Source organism: Caballeronia sp. LZ032 (assembly GCF_031451315.1).
Taxonomy (GTDB): domain Bacteria; phylum Pseudomonadota; class Gammaproteobacteria; order Burkholderiales; family Burkholderiaceae; genus Caballeronia.
Genome location: NZ_JARUXP010000001.1, coordinates 2,241,934 through 2,257,865, shown reverse-complemented (window position 1 = coordinate 2,257,865; position 15,932 = coordinate 2,241,934). Strand labels below are relative to the sequence as shown.

At 65.2% G+C, this 15,932-nt stretch carries 16 protein-coding genes; 9 read left to right on the top strand and 7 right to left on the bottom strand.

Annotation, left to right across the window (positions count from 1 at the left end):
- Positions 1 to 6 precede the first annotated feature (6 nt).
- Together QCE69_RS10580 and QCE69_RS10575 are read left to right on the top strand one after the other, a co-directional pair.
- A complete protein-coding gene (locus tag QCE69_RS10580) occupies positions 7 to 1,359 on the top strand; it encodes an MmgE/PrpD family protein (protein ID WP_309930614.1) in 1,353 nt (450 codons plus the stop codon).
- A gap of 38 nt (positions 1,360 to 1,397) precedes the next feature.
- The gene (locus QCE69_RS10575) at positions 1,398 to 2,360 is read left to right on the top strand and encodes a LysR family transcriptional regulator (protein ID WP_309917763.1); all 963 of its coding nucleotides are present in this window, start codon (positions 1,398 to 1,400) and stop codon (positions 2,358 to 2,360) included.
- 47 nt (positions 2,361 to 2,407) lie between these two features.
- Here QCE69_RS10575 and QCE69_RS10570 read toward each other — a convergent pair whose 3' ends face one another.
- The 3 genes from QCE69_RS10570 to QCE69_RS10560 all read right to left on the bottom strand — a co-directional run bounded on the left by QCE69_RS10570 (position 2,408) and on the right by QCE69_RS10560 (position 5,034).
- On the bottom strand, positions 2,408 to 2,746 hold the full coding sequence (locus tag QCE69_RS10570) for a chaperone modulator CbpM (protein WP_309917761.1): 339 nt from the start codon (positions 2,744 to 2,746) through the stop codon (positions 2,408 to 2,410).
- A 5-nt stretch (positions 2,747 to 2,751) separates the two neighbouring features.
- Positions 2,752 to 3,681 carry a DnaJ C-terminal domain-containing protein gene (locus QCE69_RS10565; protein WP_309930612.1) on the bottom strand — a complete coding sequence of 310 codons (930 nt, stop codon included), beginning with the start codon at positions 3,679 to 3,681 and terminating at the stop codon, positions 2,752 to 2,754.
- A 105-nt stretch (positions 3,682 to 3,786) separates the two neighbouring features.
- Positions 3,787 to 5,034 carry an acetyl-CoA hydrolase/transferase C-terminal domain-containing protein gene (locus QCE69_RS10560; protein WP_309930611.1) on the bottom strand — a complete coding sequence of 416 codons (1,248 nt, stop codon included), beginning with the start codon at positions 5,032 to 5,034 and terminating at the stop codon, positions 3,787 to 3,789.
- A gap of 191 nt (positions 5,035 to 5,225) precedes the next feature.
- On the opposite strand from QCE69_RS10560, the gene QCE69_RS10555 reads away from it, so the two are divergent.
- From QCE69_RS10555 to QCE69_RS10540, 4 genes are all read left to right on the top strand, one after another.
- Positions 5,226 to 6,173, top strand: coding sequence for a LysR substrate-binding domain-containing protein (locus QCE69_RS10555; protein ID WP_309930609.1), 948 nt, complete (start codon positions 5,226 to 5,228; stop codon positions 6,171 to 6,173).
- A gap of 244 nt (positions 6,174 to 6,417) precedes the next feature.
- On the top strand, positions 6,418 to 7,284 hold the full coding sequence (locus QCE69_RS10550; RefSeq protein WP_309917748.1) for a helix-turn-helix domain-containing protein: 867 nt from the start codon (positions 6,418 to 6,420) through the stop codon (positions 7,282 to 7,284).
- Positions 7,285 to 7,291: 7 nt separating this feature from the next.
- The gene (locus QCE69_RS10545; protein WP_309930608.1) at positions 7,292 to 8,089 is read left to right on the top strand and encodes an IclR family transcriptional regulator; all 798 of its coding nucleotides are present in this window, start codon (positions 7,292 to 7,294) and stop codon (positions 8,087 to 8,089) included.
- A gap of 113 nt (positions 8,090 to 8,202) precedes the next feature.
- Entirely contained in the window at positions 8,203 to 9,039 is an 837-nt protein-coding gene (locus QCE69_RS10540) for an enoyl-CoA hydratase/isomerase family protein (protein ID WP_309930606.1), read from the top strand.
- Positions 9,040 to 9,081: 42 nt separating this feature from the next.
- Here the strand turns inward: QCE69_RS10540 and QCE69_RS10535 are convergent, their stop codons facing one another.
- A complete protein-coding gene (locus tag QCE69_RS10535) occupies positions 9,082 to 9,954 on the bottom strand; it encodes a MaoC/PaaZ C-terminal domain-containing protein (RefSeq protein ID WP_309930604.1) in 873 nt (290 codons plus the stop codon).
- Positions 9,955 to 9,970: 16 nt separating this feature from the next.
- Positions 9,971 to 10,888 (bottom strand): SDR family oxidoreductase, encoded by a 918-nt coding sequence (locus QCE69_RS10530; protein WP_309930602.1) that lies wholly within the window; start codon positions 10,886 to 10,888, stop codon positions 9,971 to 9,973.
- 238 nt (positions 10,889 to 11,126) lie between these two features.
- Here QCE69_RS10530 and QCE69_RS10525 point away from each other — a divergent pair, with 238 nt between their 5' ends.
- Both QCE69_RS10525 and QCE69_RS10520 read left to right on the top strand, forming a co-directional pair.
- Positions 11,127 to 12,281 (top strand): acyl-CoA dehydrogenase family protein, encoded by a 1,155-nt coding sequence (locus tag QCE69_RS10525; RefSeq protein WP_309930601.1) that lies wholly within the window; start codon positions 11,127 to 11,129, stop codon positions 12,279 to 12,281.
- An 87-nt stretch (positions 12,282 to 12,368) separates the two neighbouring features.
- Complete coding sequence (locus QCE69_RS10520; protein ID WP_309930600.1) at positions 12,369 to 12,770, top strand: SgcJ/EcaC family oxidoreductase; 402 nt, start codon at positions 12,369 to 12,371, stop codon at positions 12,768 to 12,770.
- Between the two features lie 21 nt (positions 12,771 to 12,791).
- Here QCE69_RS10520 and QCE69_RS10515 read toward each other — a convergent pair whose 3' ends face one another.
- Complete coding sequence (locus tag QCE69_RS10515) at positions 12,792 to 13,988, bottom strand: acetyl-CoA C-acetyltransferase (protein WP_309930598.1); 1,197 nt, start codon at positions 13,986 to 13,988, stop codon at positions 12,792 to 12,794.
- Between the two features lie 117 nt (positions 13,989 to 14,105).
- On the bottom strand, positions 14,106 to 15,005 hold the full coding sequence (locus QCE69_RS10510; RefSeq protein WP_309930596.1) for an alpha/beta hydrolase: 900 nt from the start codon (positions 15,003 to 15,005) through the stop codon (positions 14,106 to 14,108).
- A gap of 176 nt (positions 15,006 to 15,181) precedes the next feature.
- On the opposite strand from QCE69_RS10510, the gene QCE69_RS10505 reads away from it, so the two are divergent.
- Complete coding sequence (locus QCE69_RS10505; protein WP_309930595.1) at positions 15,182 to 15,931, top strand: electron transfer flavoprotein subunit beta/FixA family protein; 750 nt, start codon at positions 15,182 to 15,184, stop codon at positions 15,929 to 15,931.
- Position 15,932 lies beyond the last annotated feature (1 nt).

Sequence of the window (15,932 nt, the reverse complement as noted above, 5' to 3'; positions counted from 1 at the left end):
CATTCCATGAAAGCATCCACGACTGGCTTCATTCACGAACTGACTTTCGATGATCTGCCCGACCACGTCGTGGAGCAGGGCAAGCTATGCCTGCTCGATCTGTTCGGCGTCGCGATGATGGGTCGGCGCACGGACTTCTCGCGGATCGCCAGCGATCATGCCGTTGAGTTCTTCGCAGCGGGCAGACTGCGGTCGCGTCTGCTGTTCGACGGACGCCACGCGAGTCCCATCGGCGCGGGTCTGGCCGGGGCGATGACGATCGACAGCTGCGACGGCCACGACGGGCACGCGGAGACCAAGGGCCATGTCGGCGTGACCGTGATAGCGGCGCTGCTCGCGCTGGCCGATCTGCAACGCGACATGAGCGGCCGCGAATTCCTGACCTGTCTCGCGCTGGGCTACGAGGTCGGCACACGGGCCGGCATCGCGCTGCATGCGAGCGCGTGCGACTACCACACGTCGGGCGCCTGGAACGCGCTGGCGGCGGCGGCGCTGGCGGCGCGGCGGCTCGGGCTCGATGCGAACCAGACGCGCGAAGCGCTCGGCATCGCGGAATATCATGGTCCGCGCAGCCAGATGATGCGCTGCGTCGATCATCCGACCATGGTGCGCGACGGATCGGGCTGGGGCTGCATGGCGGGTCTGAGCGCGGGCTTCCTGGCGCAGCAGGGCTTCACCGGCGCGCCCGCCATTACGGTCGAGCAGGAAGCGTCGCGCGCATACTGGAACGATCTCGGCGAGCGCTGGCGCATCATGGAGCAATACTTCAAGCCGCAGCCGGTGTGCCGCTGGGCGCACCCGGCCATCGACGCGGCGCAGCGGCTCAGGCAGGATCACAGCTTCACAATCGGCGAGATACGCGCCGTGCGCATCCAGACGTTCCACAACGCGATCCGTCTCGATCATCCCGAGCCCAGGACCACCGAAGTGTCGCAATACAGCTTGCCGTTTCCGGTGGCGGTCGCGCTGAAACACGGCGCCGTTACCCTTGACGCGCTTCAGGGCGCAGGACTCGAAGATCCCGAGGTGCTGCGCGTCAGCCGCCTGATTCGCGCGGAAGAGCATCCTGGATTCAATGCGCAGTTCCCGCAGCAGCGTTACGCGAGCGTGACGGTCGAGCTGAACGACGGGCGGCGGTTCGATTCAGGTCCGACGCAGGCGCTCGGCGATCCTGATCTGCCGTTCGGCGCCGCGGCGTTGCGCGACAAGTTCCGGCGCTTTGCCGAAACGGCCTGTGACACTCAACACGCACGCGCGCTGGAGTCGCGGGTCGATAACCTCGCGGACAGTGGCGAGACCGTGGCGCCGCTGCTCGAACTGGTGCTCGACACGATTCGCGTCATGCCCGTCGAACGATGAGAAACCGGCCACGTTCTTCCGAATTCCGGAGATAACCCGTGAGCGATTCATCGCGACTCGATATCCGTGCCTTGCGCGTCTTCGACGCCGTCGCGTCGAGCGGAAGCATCTCCGCGGCGGCAAGCGCGCTCGGCGTCACGCAGTCCGCCGTTTCGCAGGCGGTCGGGCAGATCGAAGAGATTCTTGGCACGAAGGTGCTCGACCGCAGCCGCCGTCCGGTGCTGCTCACGCCTGCCGGCATCGCGCTGCGGCGGCACGCGCAGACGGTCGTCGAAGAGATGGAGCGGCTGCTTGCGGTGGTCCGTGAAGCGGACCTGACCGGCCGGCCGGAGATCCGCATCGGCATGATCGATTCGTACGCGGCCACCGTGGGCCCGGCGGTGGTCAAGCACACGATTGCACAGGGCAATCAGGTCGTCCTGCGTGCCGGGTTCGCCGACAGTCTCTCGCTTGCGCTGCTGCAACGGCAACTCGATCTGATCGTCACCTCCGATCCCATGGACGATATGGATAACCTCGTGCGGCGGCCGTTGTTCGTGGAGCCGTCGCTGCTCGTCGTGCATGCGGCGCGGCGCGAGCAATACCGTTCAGCCGATCTTCAGACGCTGGCGCGCGAGTTGCCGTTCGTCCGCTTCAGCAAGCGCTCGCACTATGGCGCGGTGACGGAGCGGTATCTGCGGCGCCGTGGCGTGAGCGCCGATCGCCATCTCGAGATCGACGCGGCGGACGTGCTCCTGGCGATGGTCGCGGCCGATCTGGGATGGTCGATCTGTCCGGCCCTCGCGTTGTTGCAGGGGCGGGCGCATTTGCAGGACATCGCGGCCATCCCGGTTGCCGATCCGCCGCTGGTGCGCACGATCTTTCAGGTTTCGCGTGCGGGCGAATACGAAGACACGGCCGAATTTCTCTACCAGACCAGTCGGCGGGTGCTCGAGAAGGGCGTGTTCGCCGAGATCCGGGCGCGGCTTCCCGACGTTGGGGCGAAGCTGCATCTGAGCTAGGGACGATCGGAGAACGAGTAGGCCATCAGCCGCCGCTCACGGCATGTTCAAGCGGCGTCGCGGGCCTGGCCGTGGTTGCCGTAACGCGCAAGCTGCTTGCGCAATGCCTCGATCTGATCGAGCAGATCCAGCGCGAGTGCGACGCCCGGCGCGTTCAGCTCCAGATCGCTCTTCAGGCGTTGCGCGGTGATGGCGCGGCGCAGGCACGTGCCGCTGAACCGCCATTCCTCCACGCGCGCACCCTGCGGCTCGAACGCGCCTTCTTCGACCCATTGGGCGAAATCTTCGTGCGATGCACCCGTGATGCGGCACAGCTCGACCATCGTGAACTCGATGCGTTCCTCGACGATCTCACCGTGCAGATGAGAAGGATCGTTTCCATTCATGAGGGTCACCTGTAGAAATGGGCGCGCGGGTCGAAATCGAGCGCCTTACGCATCTCGGCGTAGGCGGCCTTCCTGGCGTCGGTATCCGCGGGAGGCAGGACGATGCCCAGCATCACGTAGAAATCGCCGGGAGGATTGCCGGGAATGCCTCGACCCTTGAGCCTGAGACGCCTGCCAGCCGACGATCCCGCGGGAACCGTCACGGTCACGTCGCCCGAGGGCGTGGGCACGACGACTTCCGCACCGAGCGCGGCTTCCCAGGGCGCCAGCGGAAGATCGGAGGTCACGTCTCGTCCGTCGATACGATATCGCCTGGGCGTCTCGACGGAGATCTCCAGATACAGGTCGCCGCGCGGCGCGTTGCCCATGCCAAGGCCGCCCTGACTCGCGAGCCGCAGACGCTGCCCGTCGAGAATGCCTTTCGGTATGGCTACGTCGAGCGTGCGCGTCTGATACGTGACGCGTCCTTGATCGTCGATCACGGGCGTCTGCAGGGACAAGGTCCGTTGCGCGCCGTTGTAGATGTCTTCGAGGCTGACGGTGACCTTGGCATGAAGATCTTCGCCCGGCCACTCGGGCGTGTAGGAGCGTGCCGACTGGCGCGCATGCCTCCCGAACAGATCGCTGAAGAAGTCTTCGGCAGCCTGGGCGTCGCCGTCGCCATCGCTGCCATATGCGCCGTTCGCCTCCGGGCGAGGGCGGATTTCCTCGCCGTCCTTGAAGCCGGTGCCGAGTGCGTCGAACGCCGCTCGTTGCTCGGGATCCTTGAGAACCTGATACGCCTCGCCGATCTCCTTGAAACGCGTCTCGGCGTCAGCCTCCTTGCTCAGGTCCGGATGGAACTTGCGCGCGAGCTTTCGATAAGCGGTCTTGATCTCCGCTTCCGTCGCGTTTCGCGGAACGCCCATGAGGGCGTAATAGTCCTTGTATTTCATCGTTTCCCTTATCGTCCGGTCAATCGACTTCGGGTAGATGGCCTGTCGGCTAGGCGTGACAATCGATGGCCTACTATACAAGGAAGCAAGGAAACATGTTTCCGGCTAACCCTCGTTCCGCGCCTGCCGTTCCAGTTGCTCGCGGTGATCCGGATGCGCGATCGCCATCATGCGCGGGATGCGTTGCGAGATCGACAGCCCGCGCAGATCCGCGATGCCGTATTCGGTGACGATCACGCAGGCGTCGCTGCGCGCGATCGTCGTGGGACCGGAGAGTTGCGCGACGATACGGCTGTGCCGGCCCGCCGTCGAGGGCATCGCGACGATCGGCACTCCGTTGCGGCTGGCCTGCGCCGCACGCAGAAAATCACCGACCCCACCGACCGCGCCGACATACGTGCCCGCCGCGACTTCGGCGTTGATCTGTCCGGTCAGGTCCACTTCGACGGCGGAGTTGATGGCGGCGAAGCGATGGATCTGCGCGAGCACGCTGGCATCGTGCGTGTACTCCGTGCCGCGCAGCTCAACCGCCGGATTGCGATGCGCGAAGCGGCGCACCCGTTCCGAACCGATGATGACGCCGCCGATCGTGATGCCCGTATTGATCGTCTTCCGCGCATTCGTGACGACCCCCGCTTCGCACAGGGCCGCGATGCCGTCGCCGATGCTGCCCGTGTGCACGCCGAGATCGCGCCGGTCCGCGAGTTGCGCGAGCACTGCATCGGGAATCGCGCCGATGCCGGTCTGCAAGGTCGCGCCATCTTCAATGAGACTCGCCACATGCCCGCCGATGGCTGTCTCGACCGTCCCCGGCATGGAGGCGGGCGGGTTGGCGAAGACGGCGTCGGACTCCACGAGCAAGTCGAAATCCGCCCGGCGCAGATAAGGTCCGCCATGCGTCCACGGTACATCACGATGCACCTCGCCGATGATCACGCGAGCGCGCTTCAGCGCTCCGACCAGATACTCGCGCGCGAGGCCCAGACTGTAGCGTCCTGATGAATCGGGCGGCGACACCTGCAGCATCACGACGTCGATACGTAACGATCCGCTGCTCATGAGCCCGGGCAGTTGCGAGTAATGCGCCGGGAGAATGTCGAGCAGTCCCGCGCGCGCAAGCGTGCGATTCGCGCCGCTGCCGCAGTAGGCGAGGAAATCGAAGGCATCGGCGTGTTCGGGCGCGAGCACATCCGCGAGACCGATGCCCAGGAAGAGCCGGGTCCGTCCGATGCGATGCCGCTGCGCGACGAGCGCGCGCATCAACGTGATCGGCTCGGCGTGCGATTGCCCCCACATGACGGTATCGCCGGCACGGATCACGGCGGTGAGATCGAGGGTCGCTGGGTCGTGCATGAGGTCGTCGTGCGAAGTTGGCTTGATGTTGCCCGGGTGGGCATGCCAGCGACACGTTAAGTGCTCTCCCGGTCCGATGTCCATGCAGCAAGCACATGCGTTCCGTCCTTTGAAACCCCGTTGAAAAGCGCCTTCCTCGAGCGATCCATGCAAGAATGCACGCACCTCTTCACGATGCTTCAAGACACTGCATGGACGTCCGTCAGCTTCGCTATTTCGTTCACATCGTCGATTACGGAAGTCTAGGCAAGGCTGCGGAAAAGCTGTTCGTCGCGCAACCCTCGCTCAGTCAGCAAGTCGCGCGGCTCGAAGAAGAACTCGGCGTGGCGCTCCTGTTGCGCAGCAATCATGGCGTGACGCCGACCGCCGAAGGGGAGGCGCTGTACCGTCATGCGCGCGTCGTGCTGCGGCAGATGGAGCAGTTGCGGCAGGAAGTCACGCAAGGCGGCGTCGCGGCGTCGGGCACCGTGGCCATCGGCTTGCCGACGACGATGGCGTCCGTGCTCGCCGTGCCGTTGTTCGAGCGCGTGCAGGACATGTTTCCCGCGATCCGCCTGCAGTTCTTCGAAAGCATGAGCGGATATCTGAACGAACTGCTGGCGAACGGCCGCCTCGATCTGGCCATTCTGTTCCGCGAATCGGATACGCCCGGCATCGGCAGCGTGCCCGTGTTCGACGAAACGCTGTATCTGCTCGGCGAACCGGGCGGCGATATCGGCGCGCGTTCCGGCACATGTGCGCTCGCGAAACTCGGCGGCGTGAAGCTCGTCGCGCCGGGCGTGTCCAACGGCCTGCGTATGCTGATCGAACGTGTCTTCGCGAGCGAGAAGATCGATCTGAACGTCGTGGCCGATATCGATTCCTTGCCGTCCTTGCTGCTGATCGCGCATTCGGGCCGCGCGTGCACGATACTGCCGGCCTCGGCCGTCGCGCAGCTCGATCCGGCCCGCATGCCGCGCATGCGCAAGATCGTCGAGCCCGTGATCCGCCGGCCCGTGAGCGTTTGCTGGCCCAACAGCATGCCGATGCATGCGGCCACCGTCGCCGTTCGCCGGACCTTGCTGGGTCTCATCGCCGAGCTGGTCGAACGCGAAACGTGGAAGGGCGTGACGCTGCGCGAGATCGACCGCTCAATGTGAGCGGGCCGCATCGCCTTTGCTGATACGTGTCTTCAGGACGTTCACGCGGCGGAACGGTCCGTACAGTGAAAACCCCTATAGGCACCCGCACCCACCCGCTAAGGGTCGATCACACTGGCTGCACGGGATATTCCGGTCAAGAATGGGCCTTTCAAAGCACGGAACACATTCGCAGGGCGATTGACGTGCTGCGCGGGAAATCCTGTAATCGAACGCATCGGGCCGAACCTCCCTGGAGCCAATCATGTCGACGCAGCCGAGCCGGATCGCCACGCCACGACCGGAGATCAACCGCCCGGCCTGGAATGCGGCACTGCTGGACAGCACGCATGCGGGACGCGATGGCGCAAGCCCGGCCATGGTCGTGCCGCTCGCGCGCAGTCTCGCGATACTCGGCGCCTTCACGCCACAGGAGCCGTGGCTCGGCAATCAGGAAATCGTCTTCGAGACCGGCATTCCCGCGCCGACCGTGTCGCGCATGCTGCGCTCGCTGGTCGCGCTCGGCTTCCTGCATTACGCGCCGGCGCAGCGCAAATACCGGCTGGCGGCATCGGTGCTCTCGCTCGGTTATGCCGCCATCGCGCAGTCCAGCGTGCAGCGGCTCGCGCGCCGGAGCATGCAGGCTTTCGCCGATGCGAGCGGCACCTATGTCGTGCTCGCCGCGCGCGACCGTCTCGATGTGATCGTGCTCGAAACCTGCGCGAGCAAACCCGCCACGCTCGATCTCGATCTGCATGCGGGCGCGCGCTTGCGCATCGCATCATCGCCAATGGGCTGGGCGCTGCTCGCCGCGCTGCCGGAACTCGAACGCTTCTATTTGCTGGGCAATGTCGAACGTCGTGCCGGCCGCGACTGGCCGCATTTGCGGCGGCGCATCAGCGAGGGCATTTCGCAGACTCACAATGCGGGCTACTGCACCTCGCTCGGCGAATGGGAACCGGATCTCGCGATCGTCGCCGCGCCGCTGCTGATCCGCGACCAGACGCCGCTCGTGCTGGCATGCATCGGGCCGAGCGCGAAGCTCGGGCGCGCCCGCATCGAGCGCGAACTGGGTCCGCGCCTGGCCGCGATTGCGCAGCACGTGCAGGAGCAGGTCCCTTTCGATGAATGAGGCGAGCATGAACACCGTTGCCGAATCCACGCTTGCCGCGCCCATTACGCTTACGGTCGAACGCGGGCTCGAAGTCCTGCGCGCGTTTCGCGCCGAGCGCGCGCCGCTGTCGAACGCGGAACTCGTGCGCCGCACGGGCTTTCCGAAAGCGACCGTGTCGCGCATCACCGCCACGCTGATCCGCGTAGGCTTCCTGAGGCGCGTGAGCGGCGGACGGCAGTTCGAACTGAGCGCGGGCGCGCTGAGCATCGGGCATGCTTATCTCGAGGCGAATCCCGTTGCGGGCCTCGTCAATCCCTTCCTTCAGAAGCTCGCCGACAAACTCGAATTGTGCGTGGCGCTGGCTGTGCCGGATCATCTGGACATGCTGTATATCGCGTGCAGAACGAGCGCGAAGATCGCGACCCTGCGGCTGGGCGTCGGCACCTTGCTGCCGATGGAAACCACCTCGGTCGGTCGGGCGCATCTGTATGCGCTGCCCGAGACGGAGCGACGCGAGCGTATCGCGGCGATCCTCGCGACGCCGGGAAAGAATGCGGACGTGGTGCGCAAGAACCTCGAGACCGCATTCGACGATCTGCGCACCACCGGCGTCTGCATGGCGGTAGGCGAATTCCAGCGCAACGCGTATGGCATTGCCTTGCCGCTGACGGTGGGCCGCACGCGCACGCTGATGTCGCTCAACTGCGGCGCGGTCGAACTCGAACCGGACATGGCGGCGATCCGCAAGCGCGCGATTCCCGAGTTGCACGCCGCCGGACAACGGCTGACGCAACTGCTCGCCGATGTCGACTGCGAGCCCTGACGCGCGGCACGCACGCTTCCAACGCACGGAACGAGACGTCCCGCTGCATTGACGCCGCGCGATGCGATCATCACGATGGATTCAACTCATCTGCGAAGAGGAAGAGGGAATCCATGCCAGAGCAATCGAAGTCATACGCGTCGTATTCCACGCTCGCGTTCGATCGTCCCGCGCGCGGGGTCTTGCGCATCACGCTGAATCGGCCGGAGCGTCTCAACGCACTCGATGCCCGCGGTCACGACGAACTCGCGCGCGTCTGGCGCGATGTGGACGAAGATCCCGAAGTCGGCGCCGTGATCCTGTGCGGCGCGGGCCGCGCGTTTTCCGCGGGCGGCGACTTCGACATGGTCGAGGAAATGATCGACTCGTTCGATGCCCGCATGCGCGTCTGGCGTGAAGCGAAGGACCTGGTCTACAACATCATCAACTGCTCGAAGCCGATTGTCTCGGCCATTCACGGCTCGGCAGTCGGCGCGGGACTGGTGGCCGCGCTGCTCGCGGACATCTCGGTGGCGGCCCGAACGGCGAAGCTCGTCGACGGGCACACGCGGCTGGGCGTAGCCGCCGGCGATCATGCGGCCATCATCTGGCCGCTGCTGTGCGGCATGGCGAAGGCGAAATACCACCTCATGCTGTGCGAGCCGGTGAGCGGGGAGAAGGCCGAGCAGATCGGGCTCGTCTCGCTCGCCGTGGACGACGCCGAGCTTCAGGACACGGCGCTGGACGTTGCCACGCGCCTCGTCAACGGTGCGCCTTCCGCCGTGCGGCTCACGAAGTACGCGCTCAACAACTGGCTGCGCCAGGCCGGTCCCACGTTCGATGCATCGCTCGCGCTGGAGATGCTGGGTTTCGGCGGCGCGGAAGTGCGCGAGGGTGTCGCGTCGTTTCGCGAAAAGCGTGCGCCTCAATATCCGCTCGACACGCCGGTCTCGCCCGCAAGCGGTGCATGAAGCGAAGGCGCGTGCCGCACAGGCGCGGCACGCTCTCTCTTCTCATTCGATTCGAGCCTCGCCATTGTTCAATACGATGACATCGCGCTCCAGCGATCTCGCCCGAAAGCGCAGCATGGCCCCGTGCCTGTGCCATATCTCGACGCGTATCGTTTCGCCGGGATAAGCGGGCGCGGAGAAGCGCGCGAACAGCATCTTCAGACGCGTGGCATCGTAAGCGCAAACGGCGCGCAGAATCGCATGGCCGGCTATTCCGTACGTCGCCAGCCCGTGCAGCACGGGACGATCGAAGCCCGCGGCGCGTGCGCTCACCGGGTCGGCATGCAGGGGATTCAGGTCGCCGTTGAGCCGGTACAGCAAGGCACCCTCCGGACGCACCGGCAGATCGCAGACGAGGTCGGCCTGGGTGTCCGGCATCGGAGAGAGCGCGGGCAGGGGCGCATCGCCGGCTTGGCCACGCGCGGAAAAGCCGCCATCGCCGCGACAGAAGTTCAGTTGCTCGACGCGCGCCAGCACTTCACCGTTTGCGGCATCGATGACGTCGCGCGACGTCAGCACTTGTGCACCCTTGCCTTCGCCTTTATCGACGACGGACTGCACGCGCGTACGGCCGATGATCGTGGCTGCGGCGGGCAGCGGCCGCAACAGCGTCACGCGCTGCTCGCCATGCACGACCTTCGCGTAGTCGATGCCGGTCTCCGGATTGCGCATCCACAGGCCGGGAAAGCCGAGCACGGCGGCCATGGTCGGCGCGGCGACGAGTTCGGGGCCGTAGGTGAACTTCAGCGCACGCGTATCCAGCGGCTCGCTGCCGAACGCGACGCTCAGCGCGTAGATCGCGCAGTCACGCTCGGTGTAGGTTTGCCGCACGTCGTCGAACGCCCAGTTCCTGAGCGTGTGATAGTCGATTGCCAAGGGTGTCTCCGTCGCGTTACATCGGGTCCCAGCTGAACACGTCGCCGGAGCGATCCATCGGCACGAAGGATGCCTTCAGCGCCGGCATGCCGTGCTCGGCGATGGCTTCGGGCGTCCAGCCATCGCTGCGATGCACGGAGCGCACGGGACGCGGCTGGCTCATCAGGAAGATCTCGTTGTTGCGCACGGTGAAGATCTGGCCGTTCACGTCGCGCGCGGCGTCGCTCGCGAGATAGACCGCGAGCGGCGCGATCTTCGCGGGCGTCATCTGCTTGATCTTCTCGACGCGCGCGGCCTGTTCGGGCGTGTCGGTCGGAATCGAGCTGACCATGCGGCTCCATGCGAACGGCGCAATGCAGTTCGAGCGCACGTTGAACTTGCCGAGATCGAGCGCGATGGACTTCGATAACCCCGCGATGCCCATCTTCGCCGCGTTGTAGTTGGCCTGCGCGAGATTGCCGATCAGGCCGGAGGTCGAAGTCATATGCACGAATGCGCCGCTTTCCTGTTCCTTGAAGCGGTTCGCGGCGGCGCGGCTCAGATTGAAGCTGCCGTACAGATGCACCTTGAGCACCGCATCCCATTCGTCATCCGACATCTTGTGAAAGAAGCGGTCGCGCAGGATCCCCGCATTGTTCACGACACAATCGATGCGGCCGAACGCATCGAGCGCCTGTTCGACGATGCGCGCGCCCGCGCCGCTGTCCGCCACGCTGTCGATGTTCGAGACGGCCTCGCCGCCCGCTGCGCGGATCTCTTCGACGACGCGCTCGCCGGGCGAGCTGTCGCGCCCGGTGCCTTCGAGCGATGCGCCGATATCGTTGACCACCACGCGCGCGCCATAACGGGCCATCAGCAATGCGATATCGCGGCCAATGCCGCCGCCCGCCCCCGATACGATCACGACCTTGTCTTCCATAGTGCGCTTCGTCATGTCTGTCTCCGTTGAATCCATGGACGTTCGTCATGACGATGATGCGCGGCGCAAGCGCATGTCAATGCGCTATCTCTTGCCCTTCCGTACATCGAAAGGCAGCTGCATGACCGAAGCATGGCGTACCTGCTTGTGACGGATCCAGAGTACGGAACGGCGCAGGGCAGGCCGTTGACGCCTGCATGAACGGATCGCAGCATGGACTGCATCATCCCTGCATTCGGAGAGCCCGCAGACCATGATCCGCGACATCGAAACGATGAACGTGTTACGCGACAACATCGCGCGCTTCGTGCGTGAACGACTGATTCCCAACGAAGCGCAAGTTGCCGACACCGACGAGATTCCGCAGGACGTCGTCGACGACATGAAGGCAATGGGTCTCTTCGGACTCACGATTCCCGAAGCCTACGGCGGCCTGCAACTCACGATGGAAGAAGAGGTGCTCGCGATGTTCGAGCTCGGGCGTGCATCGCCCGCGTTCCGCTCGCTGATCGGCACGACGGTCGGTATCGGCTCGCAGGGCATCTTGCTCGACGGCACCGAGGAACAGAAAGAGCGTTATCTGCCGCGTCTTGCGACGGGCGAGATCATCGCTTCGTTCGCGCTGACGGAACCGGAGGCCGGATCGGATGCGGCGTCGCTGCGCACGACAGCGATCCGCGACGGCGACGACTACATCGTGAACGGCACCAAGCGCTACATCACGAACGCGCCGCAGGCCGGCATCTTCACGCTGATGGCGCGCACCGATCCGGAGGACAAGAGTTCGGGCGGCATCTCGGCGTTCATCGTCGAGGCCGGATCGCCAGGCCTGAGTTTCGGCAAGCGCGACAAGAAGATGGGCCAGCGCGGCGCCCATACCTGCGACGTCATCTTCGACAACTGCCGTGTGCCGGCCGCGAATCTGATCGGCGGCGTGGAGGGCAAAGGCTTCAAGACCGCGATGAAAGTGCTCGACAAGGGGCGCATTCACATCGCGGCGATCTGCGTGGCGGTCGCGCAGCGCATGCTGGACGACACGGTGCAGTATGCGATCGAGCGCAAGCAGTTCGGTCAGGCCATCGGCGAGTTTCAGCTGGTTCAGGCCATGCTGGCGGACAGCCGCGCCGAACTGTATGCGGCGCGCTGCATGGTGGTCGATGCCGCGCGCCGTCGCGACGATGGCCTGAAGGTCAGCACGGAAGCCTCGTGCGCGAAGCTGTTCGCCTCCGAAATGTGCGGGCGCGTCGCGGATCGCGCAGTGCAGATCCACGGCGGCGCGGGCTACATGAGCGAGTACGGCGTCGAACGGTTCTATCGTGATGTTCGCCTGTTCCGCATTTTCGAAGGCACGACGCAGGTGCAACAACTGGTCATCGCACGCAACATGCTGCGGGAAGCGCGCCCGTAGCGGGGGAAGGCACGATGTTTCAGGCATAGTGACGGCGCGTGGCCCCTGTTTCCGCCCGCATCTCCCATGTCACGACGAGAATTGATCATGAACGAATGCCTGGATACGCTTCGCAGGGTTGAACGCGCCTGGAACGAAGCGGCCCGCAACTGGGATCCGCACGCGCTGACCGCGCTCTATGCGCCGGACGCGCTGTTCTTCGGCGGGCGCAAGGGCCAGTCTGCCGGAGCGCGCGCGATCCTCGCGTATTTCTCGTCGTATTGCGGGGTGATCGAATCGGCGACGCTCGCGTTGGTCGAGCAGCGCGTCATCCGGCTCGCGCATGACTGTTTCCTCGCGCAAGGCTACGGCGAGTTCACCTTCACGCTCGCCGGCAACAGAACTTCGCGATCGCGGCTGCGTACGACGCTCGTGATCGCATCGCACGATGCCGCGTGGCGCATTCGCCAGCATCATTTTTCGACCGAGCCCGACACGCCGCCCATCTGAACGGCGCGCTTCGCCTTCGACCTACGCCGCTTCGAAGAGGGCGGCCATGCCCTGGCCACCGCCGATGCACATGGTCTCCAGACCGTAACGCCCGCCGCGCCGCCGCAGTTCGTGCAGCAGCGTGGTCATCATGCGTACCCCGGTCGCGCCGATCGGATGACCGAGCGAAATGCCCGAGCCGTTCACGTTCAGGCGCTCCCGATCGTCCCATCGCCAGCCCTTCAGCACGGCAAGCGCCTGCGCGGCGAAGGCTTCGTTCAGTTCAACCAGATCGATGCGATCGAACGAGAAGCCCGTGCGCGCAAACAGTCTCTCGACGGCGGGAACAGGGCCGATGCCCATCAGCGCCGGCTCGCATCCCGCCGCTGCCCAGCCGACGAGATAGCCATGCGGCGAGAGTTCGAGCTCATCGAGCTTGTCCTCCGCGACGATCAGGCACGCAGCCGATGCGTCGTTCTGCTGACTCGCGTTACCCGCCGTGGTGATGCCGTCCTTCATGACCGGCTTGAGACGGGCGAGCGATTCGGCGGTGGTGTCGGGACGAATGCCTTCGTCGCGCGTGAACATCGACGGTTCGCCCTTTTTCTGCGGCACCGTGATGGGCACCACTTCGTCATCGAACTTGCCCGCGTTCCATGCCGCCGCCGCGCGCTGATGGCTGAGTGCGGCGAACGCGTCGGCTTCGGCGCGGGTGATGCCGTATTCGCGCGCGAGATTCTCGGCGGTTTCGACCATGCCGGAGATATGGCCGAAGCGATCTTCCGGCTGCGAGCGCTCGCGCCCGCGTTCGAGCCGGTCGTGAAAGCGCACCGAGCCCGAGCGTTTGCCCCAGCGCATGTCGGTCGTGTAGTACTCGATGTTGCTCATGCTCTCCACGCCGCCCGCGAGCACGACATCGGCCGCGCCGCTCTGCACCATCATTGCCGCAGTGACGATGGCCTGCAAGCCGCCGCCGCAGCGCCGGTCGAGCTGCATGCCGGGCACGCTGACGGGCAGGCCCGCGTTCAACGCAGCCCATCGGCCGATGCAGGGTGTCTCGCCGTTCGCGTACGACTGGGCGAACACGACATCGTCGATGCGCGCCGGATCGATGCGCGTGCGTTCCAGCACTGCCTGGATCACGGGCCGCGTGAGGTCTTCGACCGGCACGCCGCGCAGACTGCCGCCGAATGCGCCAACCGGCGTTCGCAGGGGTGAGACGATGGCTGCTCTTCTCATGAGTCGTCCTTCGATGGGGATTAACGATGCGTTCGCTCACGATGCGAGTCCGCACGTTCCATCGTCAAGGACGGGGCGGGCATATTTCCGTACTTCGACAGCCCGGGCTCGCCGGCCTCAGGCGTGCCGATCTTCGACCGGCACGTTCCGCAGAAGAAAGTCGATCGCGACATGGCCGAAGCGGTCGTTGCGATCGCCCGCCACCATATGCCCGGCCTCCGCGACGTTGACGTAATCCGCGCGCGGGCACAGCGCGAGAAACTCCCGCACGCCTTTCTCGCTGACGACATCGGAACTGCCGCCGCGCACGAGCAGGGCCGGCACGGACACGGCGCGCGCACAGGCCGACAGGCGGGCGTGCCGTCCTTCGATATCGAGCGGCCGCTGAATGAAGCGCGGGTCCCAGTGCCAGCGATAGCGTCCGTCGTCGCCGAGCCGCACGTTCTTCGCGAGGCCATCGAGATTGGGCCGGCGGGTTTGCGTCGGACGATATTCGCTGATGGCGTCGGCGACGGCTTCGAGCGAATCGAAGCCGTCCGGACGCTGGCGCATGAAGCTGCGAATGCGATCGACGCCGGTGGGCTCCGTGTACGGCACGATATCGACGAGAATGAGCGCGCTCGCCGGGACATGGCCTTCGCCGATGGCGACGAGACTCGTCGCGCCGCCCATCGATGCACCGATCAGCACCGGCGGCGCGCTGGTCTCCGGGCCGCGTACCTGCTCGATCACGCTGCGGAGGTCCTGCGCAAGCGCGTCGAGACTGTAATCGCCGTCCTCGCTCCAGCCGGAATCGCCATGCCCGCGGGCATCGTAGGCGACGGCAAAGTACCCCGCGTCACCCAGCCGTGCACCGGTTTCGCCCCACGCGTGGCGCGTCTGCCCGCCGCCGTGCAGCAGCACCACGAGCGGGCTTTCCGGGTCGCCCCATGTGTCGGCGGCGAGCGGAATGCCCGAGGCGGATTTCCAGACATGCATCGGCTGCGGTGCGCCCGCGAGTCGGCTTCCTGCGCTCATCTTCGTGTCCTCTCGATGTGTGGGCTCTTGTCGTGACGCGTTGCAAGAAACCGGCCTGCCCGCGTCATAGGGCGAGTCTATGACGGGCAAAACAAACTGGTATTTGCGCGTCCGTCGGGCGGACGTTCAAATGGAGCCTCGATAAAGCCCCGTTCACGATCTGCAAGGAGACGCCATTGAAGATACTTGTCCCAGTCAAGCGCGTGGTCGACTACAACGTGAAGGTCCGCGTGAAGTCGGACCACTCCGGTGTCGACATCGCCAATGTAAAGTTGTCGATGAACCCGTTCGATGAAATTGCCGTCGAGGAAGCAGTGCGTCTGAAGGAAGCGGGCGTTGCTGCGGAAGTGATCGCGGTTTCGTGTGGCGTCGCGCAAGCCCAGGAGACCTTGCGCACGGCGCTGGCGATCGGTGCGGATCGCGCGGTGCTGGTGGAGACGGCGGAAGAGCTTCAGCCGCTCGCCGTCGCGAAGATTTTGAAAGCGCTGGTCGATCAGGAAAAGCCTGAACTCGTCATTCTCGGCAAGCAGGCTATCGACGACGACTCGAATCAGACGGGGCAGATGCTCGCTGCCTTGGCGGGCCTGCCCCAGGCGACGTTCGCGTCGAAAGTCGTGATCGCAGACGGACGCGTCACGGTCTCGCGTGAAATCGATGGTGGCGCGGAAACGCTTTCCTTGACACTCCCCGCCGTGATCACCACGGACCTGCGTCTGAACGAGCCGCGTTATGTGACGCTGCCGAGCATCATGAAGGCGAAGAAGAAGCCATTGAGCACGGTGACGCCTGCGGATCTGAATGTGGACGTTGCACCGCGTCTGAAGACATTGAGGGTCACCGAGCCTGCGAAGCGCAGCGCGGGCATTACCGTGCCGGACGTGAAGACGCTGGTCGACAAACTGAAGAGCGAAGCCAAGGTAATCTGAA

Bases quoted from the DNA above. Each gene is read 5' to 3' on its own strand.
- QCE69_RS10530 (WP_309930602.1), bottom strand. From the start codon at position 10,888: ATGACGAAGCGCACTATGGAAGACAAGGTCGTGATCGTATCGGGGGCG.
- QCE69_RS10545 (WP_309930608.1), top strand. From the start codon at position 7,292: ATGAACACCGTTGCCGAATCCACGCTTGCCGCGCCCATTACGCTTACG.
- QCE69_RS10550 (WP_309917748.1), top strand. From the start codon at position 6,418: ATGTCGACGCAGCCGAGCCGGATCGCCACGCCACGACCGGAGATCAAC.
- QCE69_RS10510 (WP_309930596.1), bottom strand. From the start codon at position 15,005: ATGAGCGCAGGAAGCCGACTCGCGGGCGCACCGCAGCCGATGCATGTC.
- QCE69_RS10580 (WP_309930614.1), top strand. From the start codon at position 7: ATGAAAGCATCCACGACTGGCTTCATTCACGAACTGACTTTCGATGAT.
- QCE69_RS10565 (WP_309930612.1), bottom strand. From the start codon at position 3,681: ATGAAATACAAGGACTATTACGCCCTCATGGGCGTTCCGCGAAACGCG.
- QCE69_RS10520 (WP_309930600.1), top strand. From the start codon at position 12,369: ATGAACGAATGCCTGGATACGCTTCGCAGGGTTGAACGCGCCTGGAAC.
- QCE69_RS10560 (WP_309930611.1), bottom strand. From the start codon at position 5,034: ATGCACGACCCAGCGACCCTCGATCTCACCGCCGTGATCCGTGCCGGC.
- QCE69_RS10570 (WP_309917761.1), bottom strand. From the start codon at position 2,746: ATGAATGGAAACGATCCTTCTCATCTGCACGGTGAGATCGTCGAGGAA.
- QCE69_RS10555 (WP_309930609.1), top strand. From the start codon at position 5,226: ATGGACGTCCGTCAGCTTCGCTATTTCGTTCACATCGTCGATTACGGA.
- QCE69_RS10515 (WP_309930598.1), bottom strand. From the start codon at position 13,988: ATGAGAAGAGCAGCCATCGTCTCACCCCTGCGAACGCCGGTTGGCGCA.
- QCE69_RS10525 (WP_309930601.1), top strand. From the start codon at position 11,127: ATGATCCGCGACATCGAAACGATGAACGTGTTACGCGACAACATCGCG.
- QCE69_RS10540 (WP_309930606.1), top strand. From the start codon at position 8,203: ATGCCAGAGCAATCGAAGTCATACGCGTCGTATTCCACGCTCGCGTTC.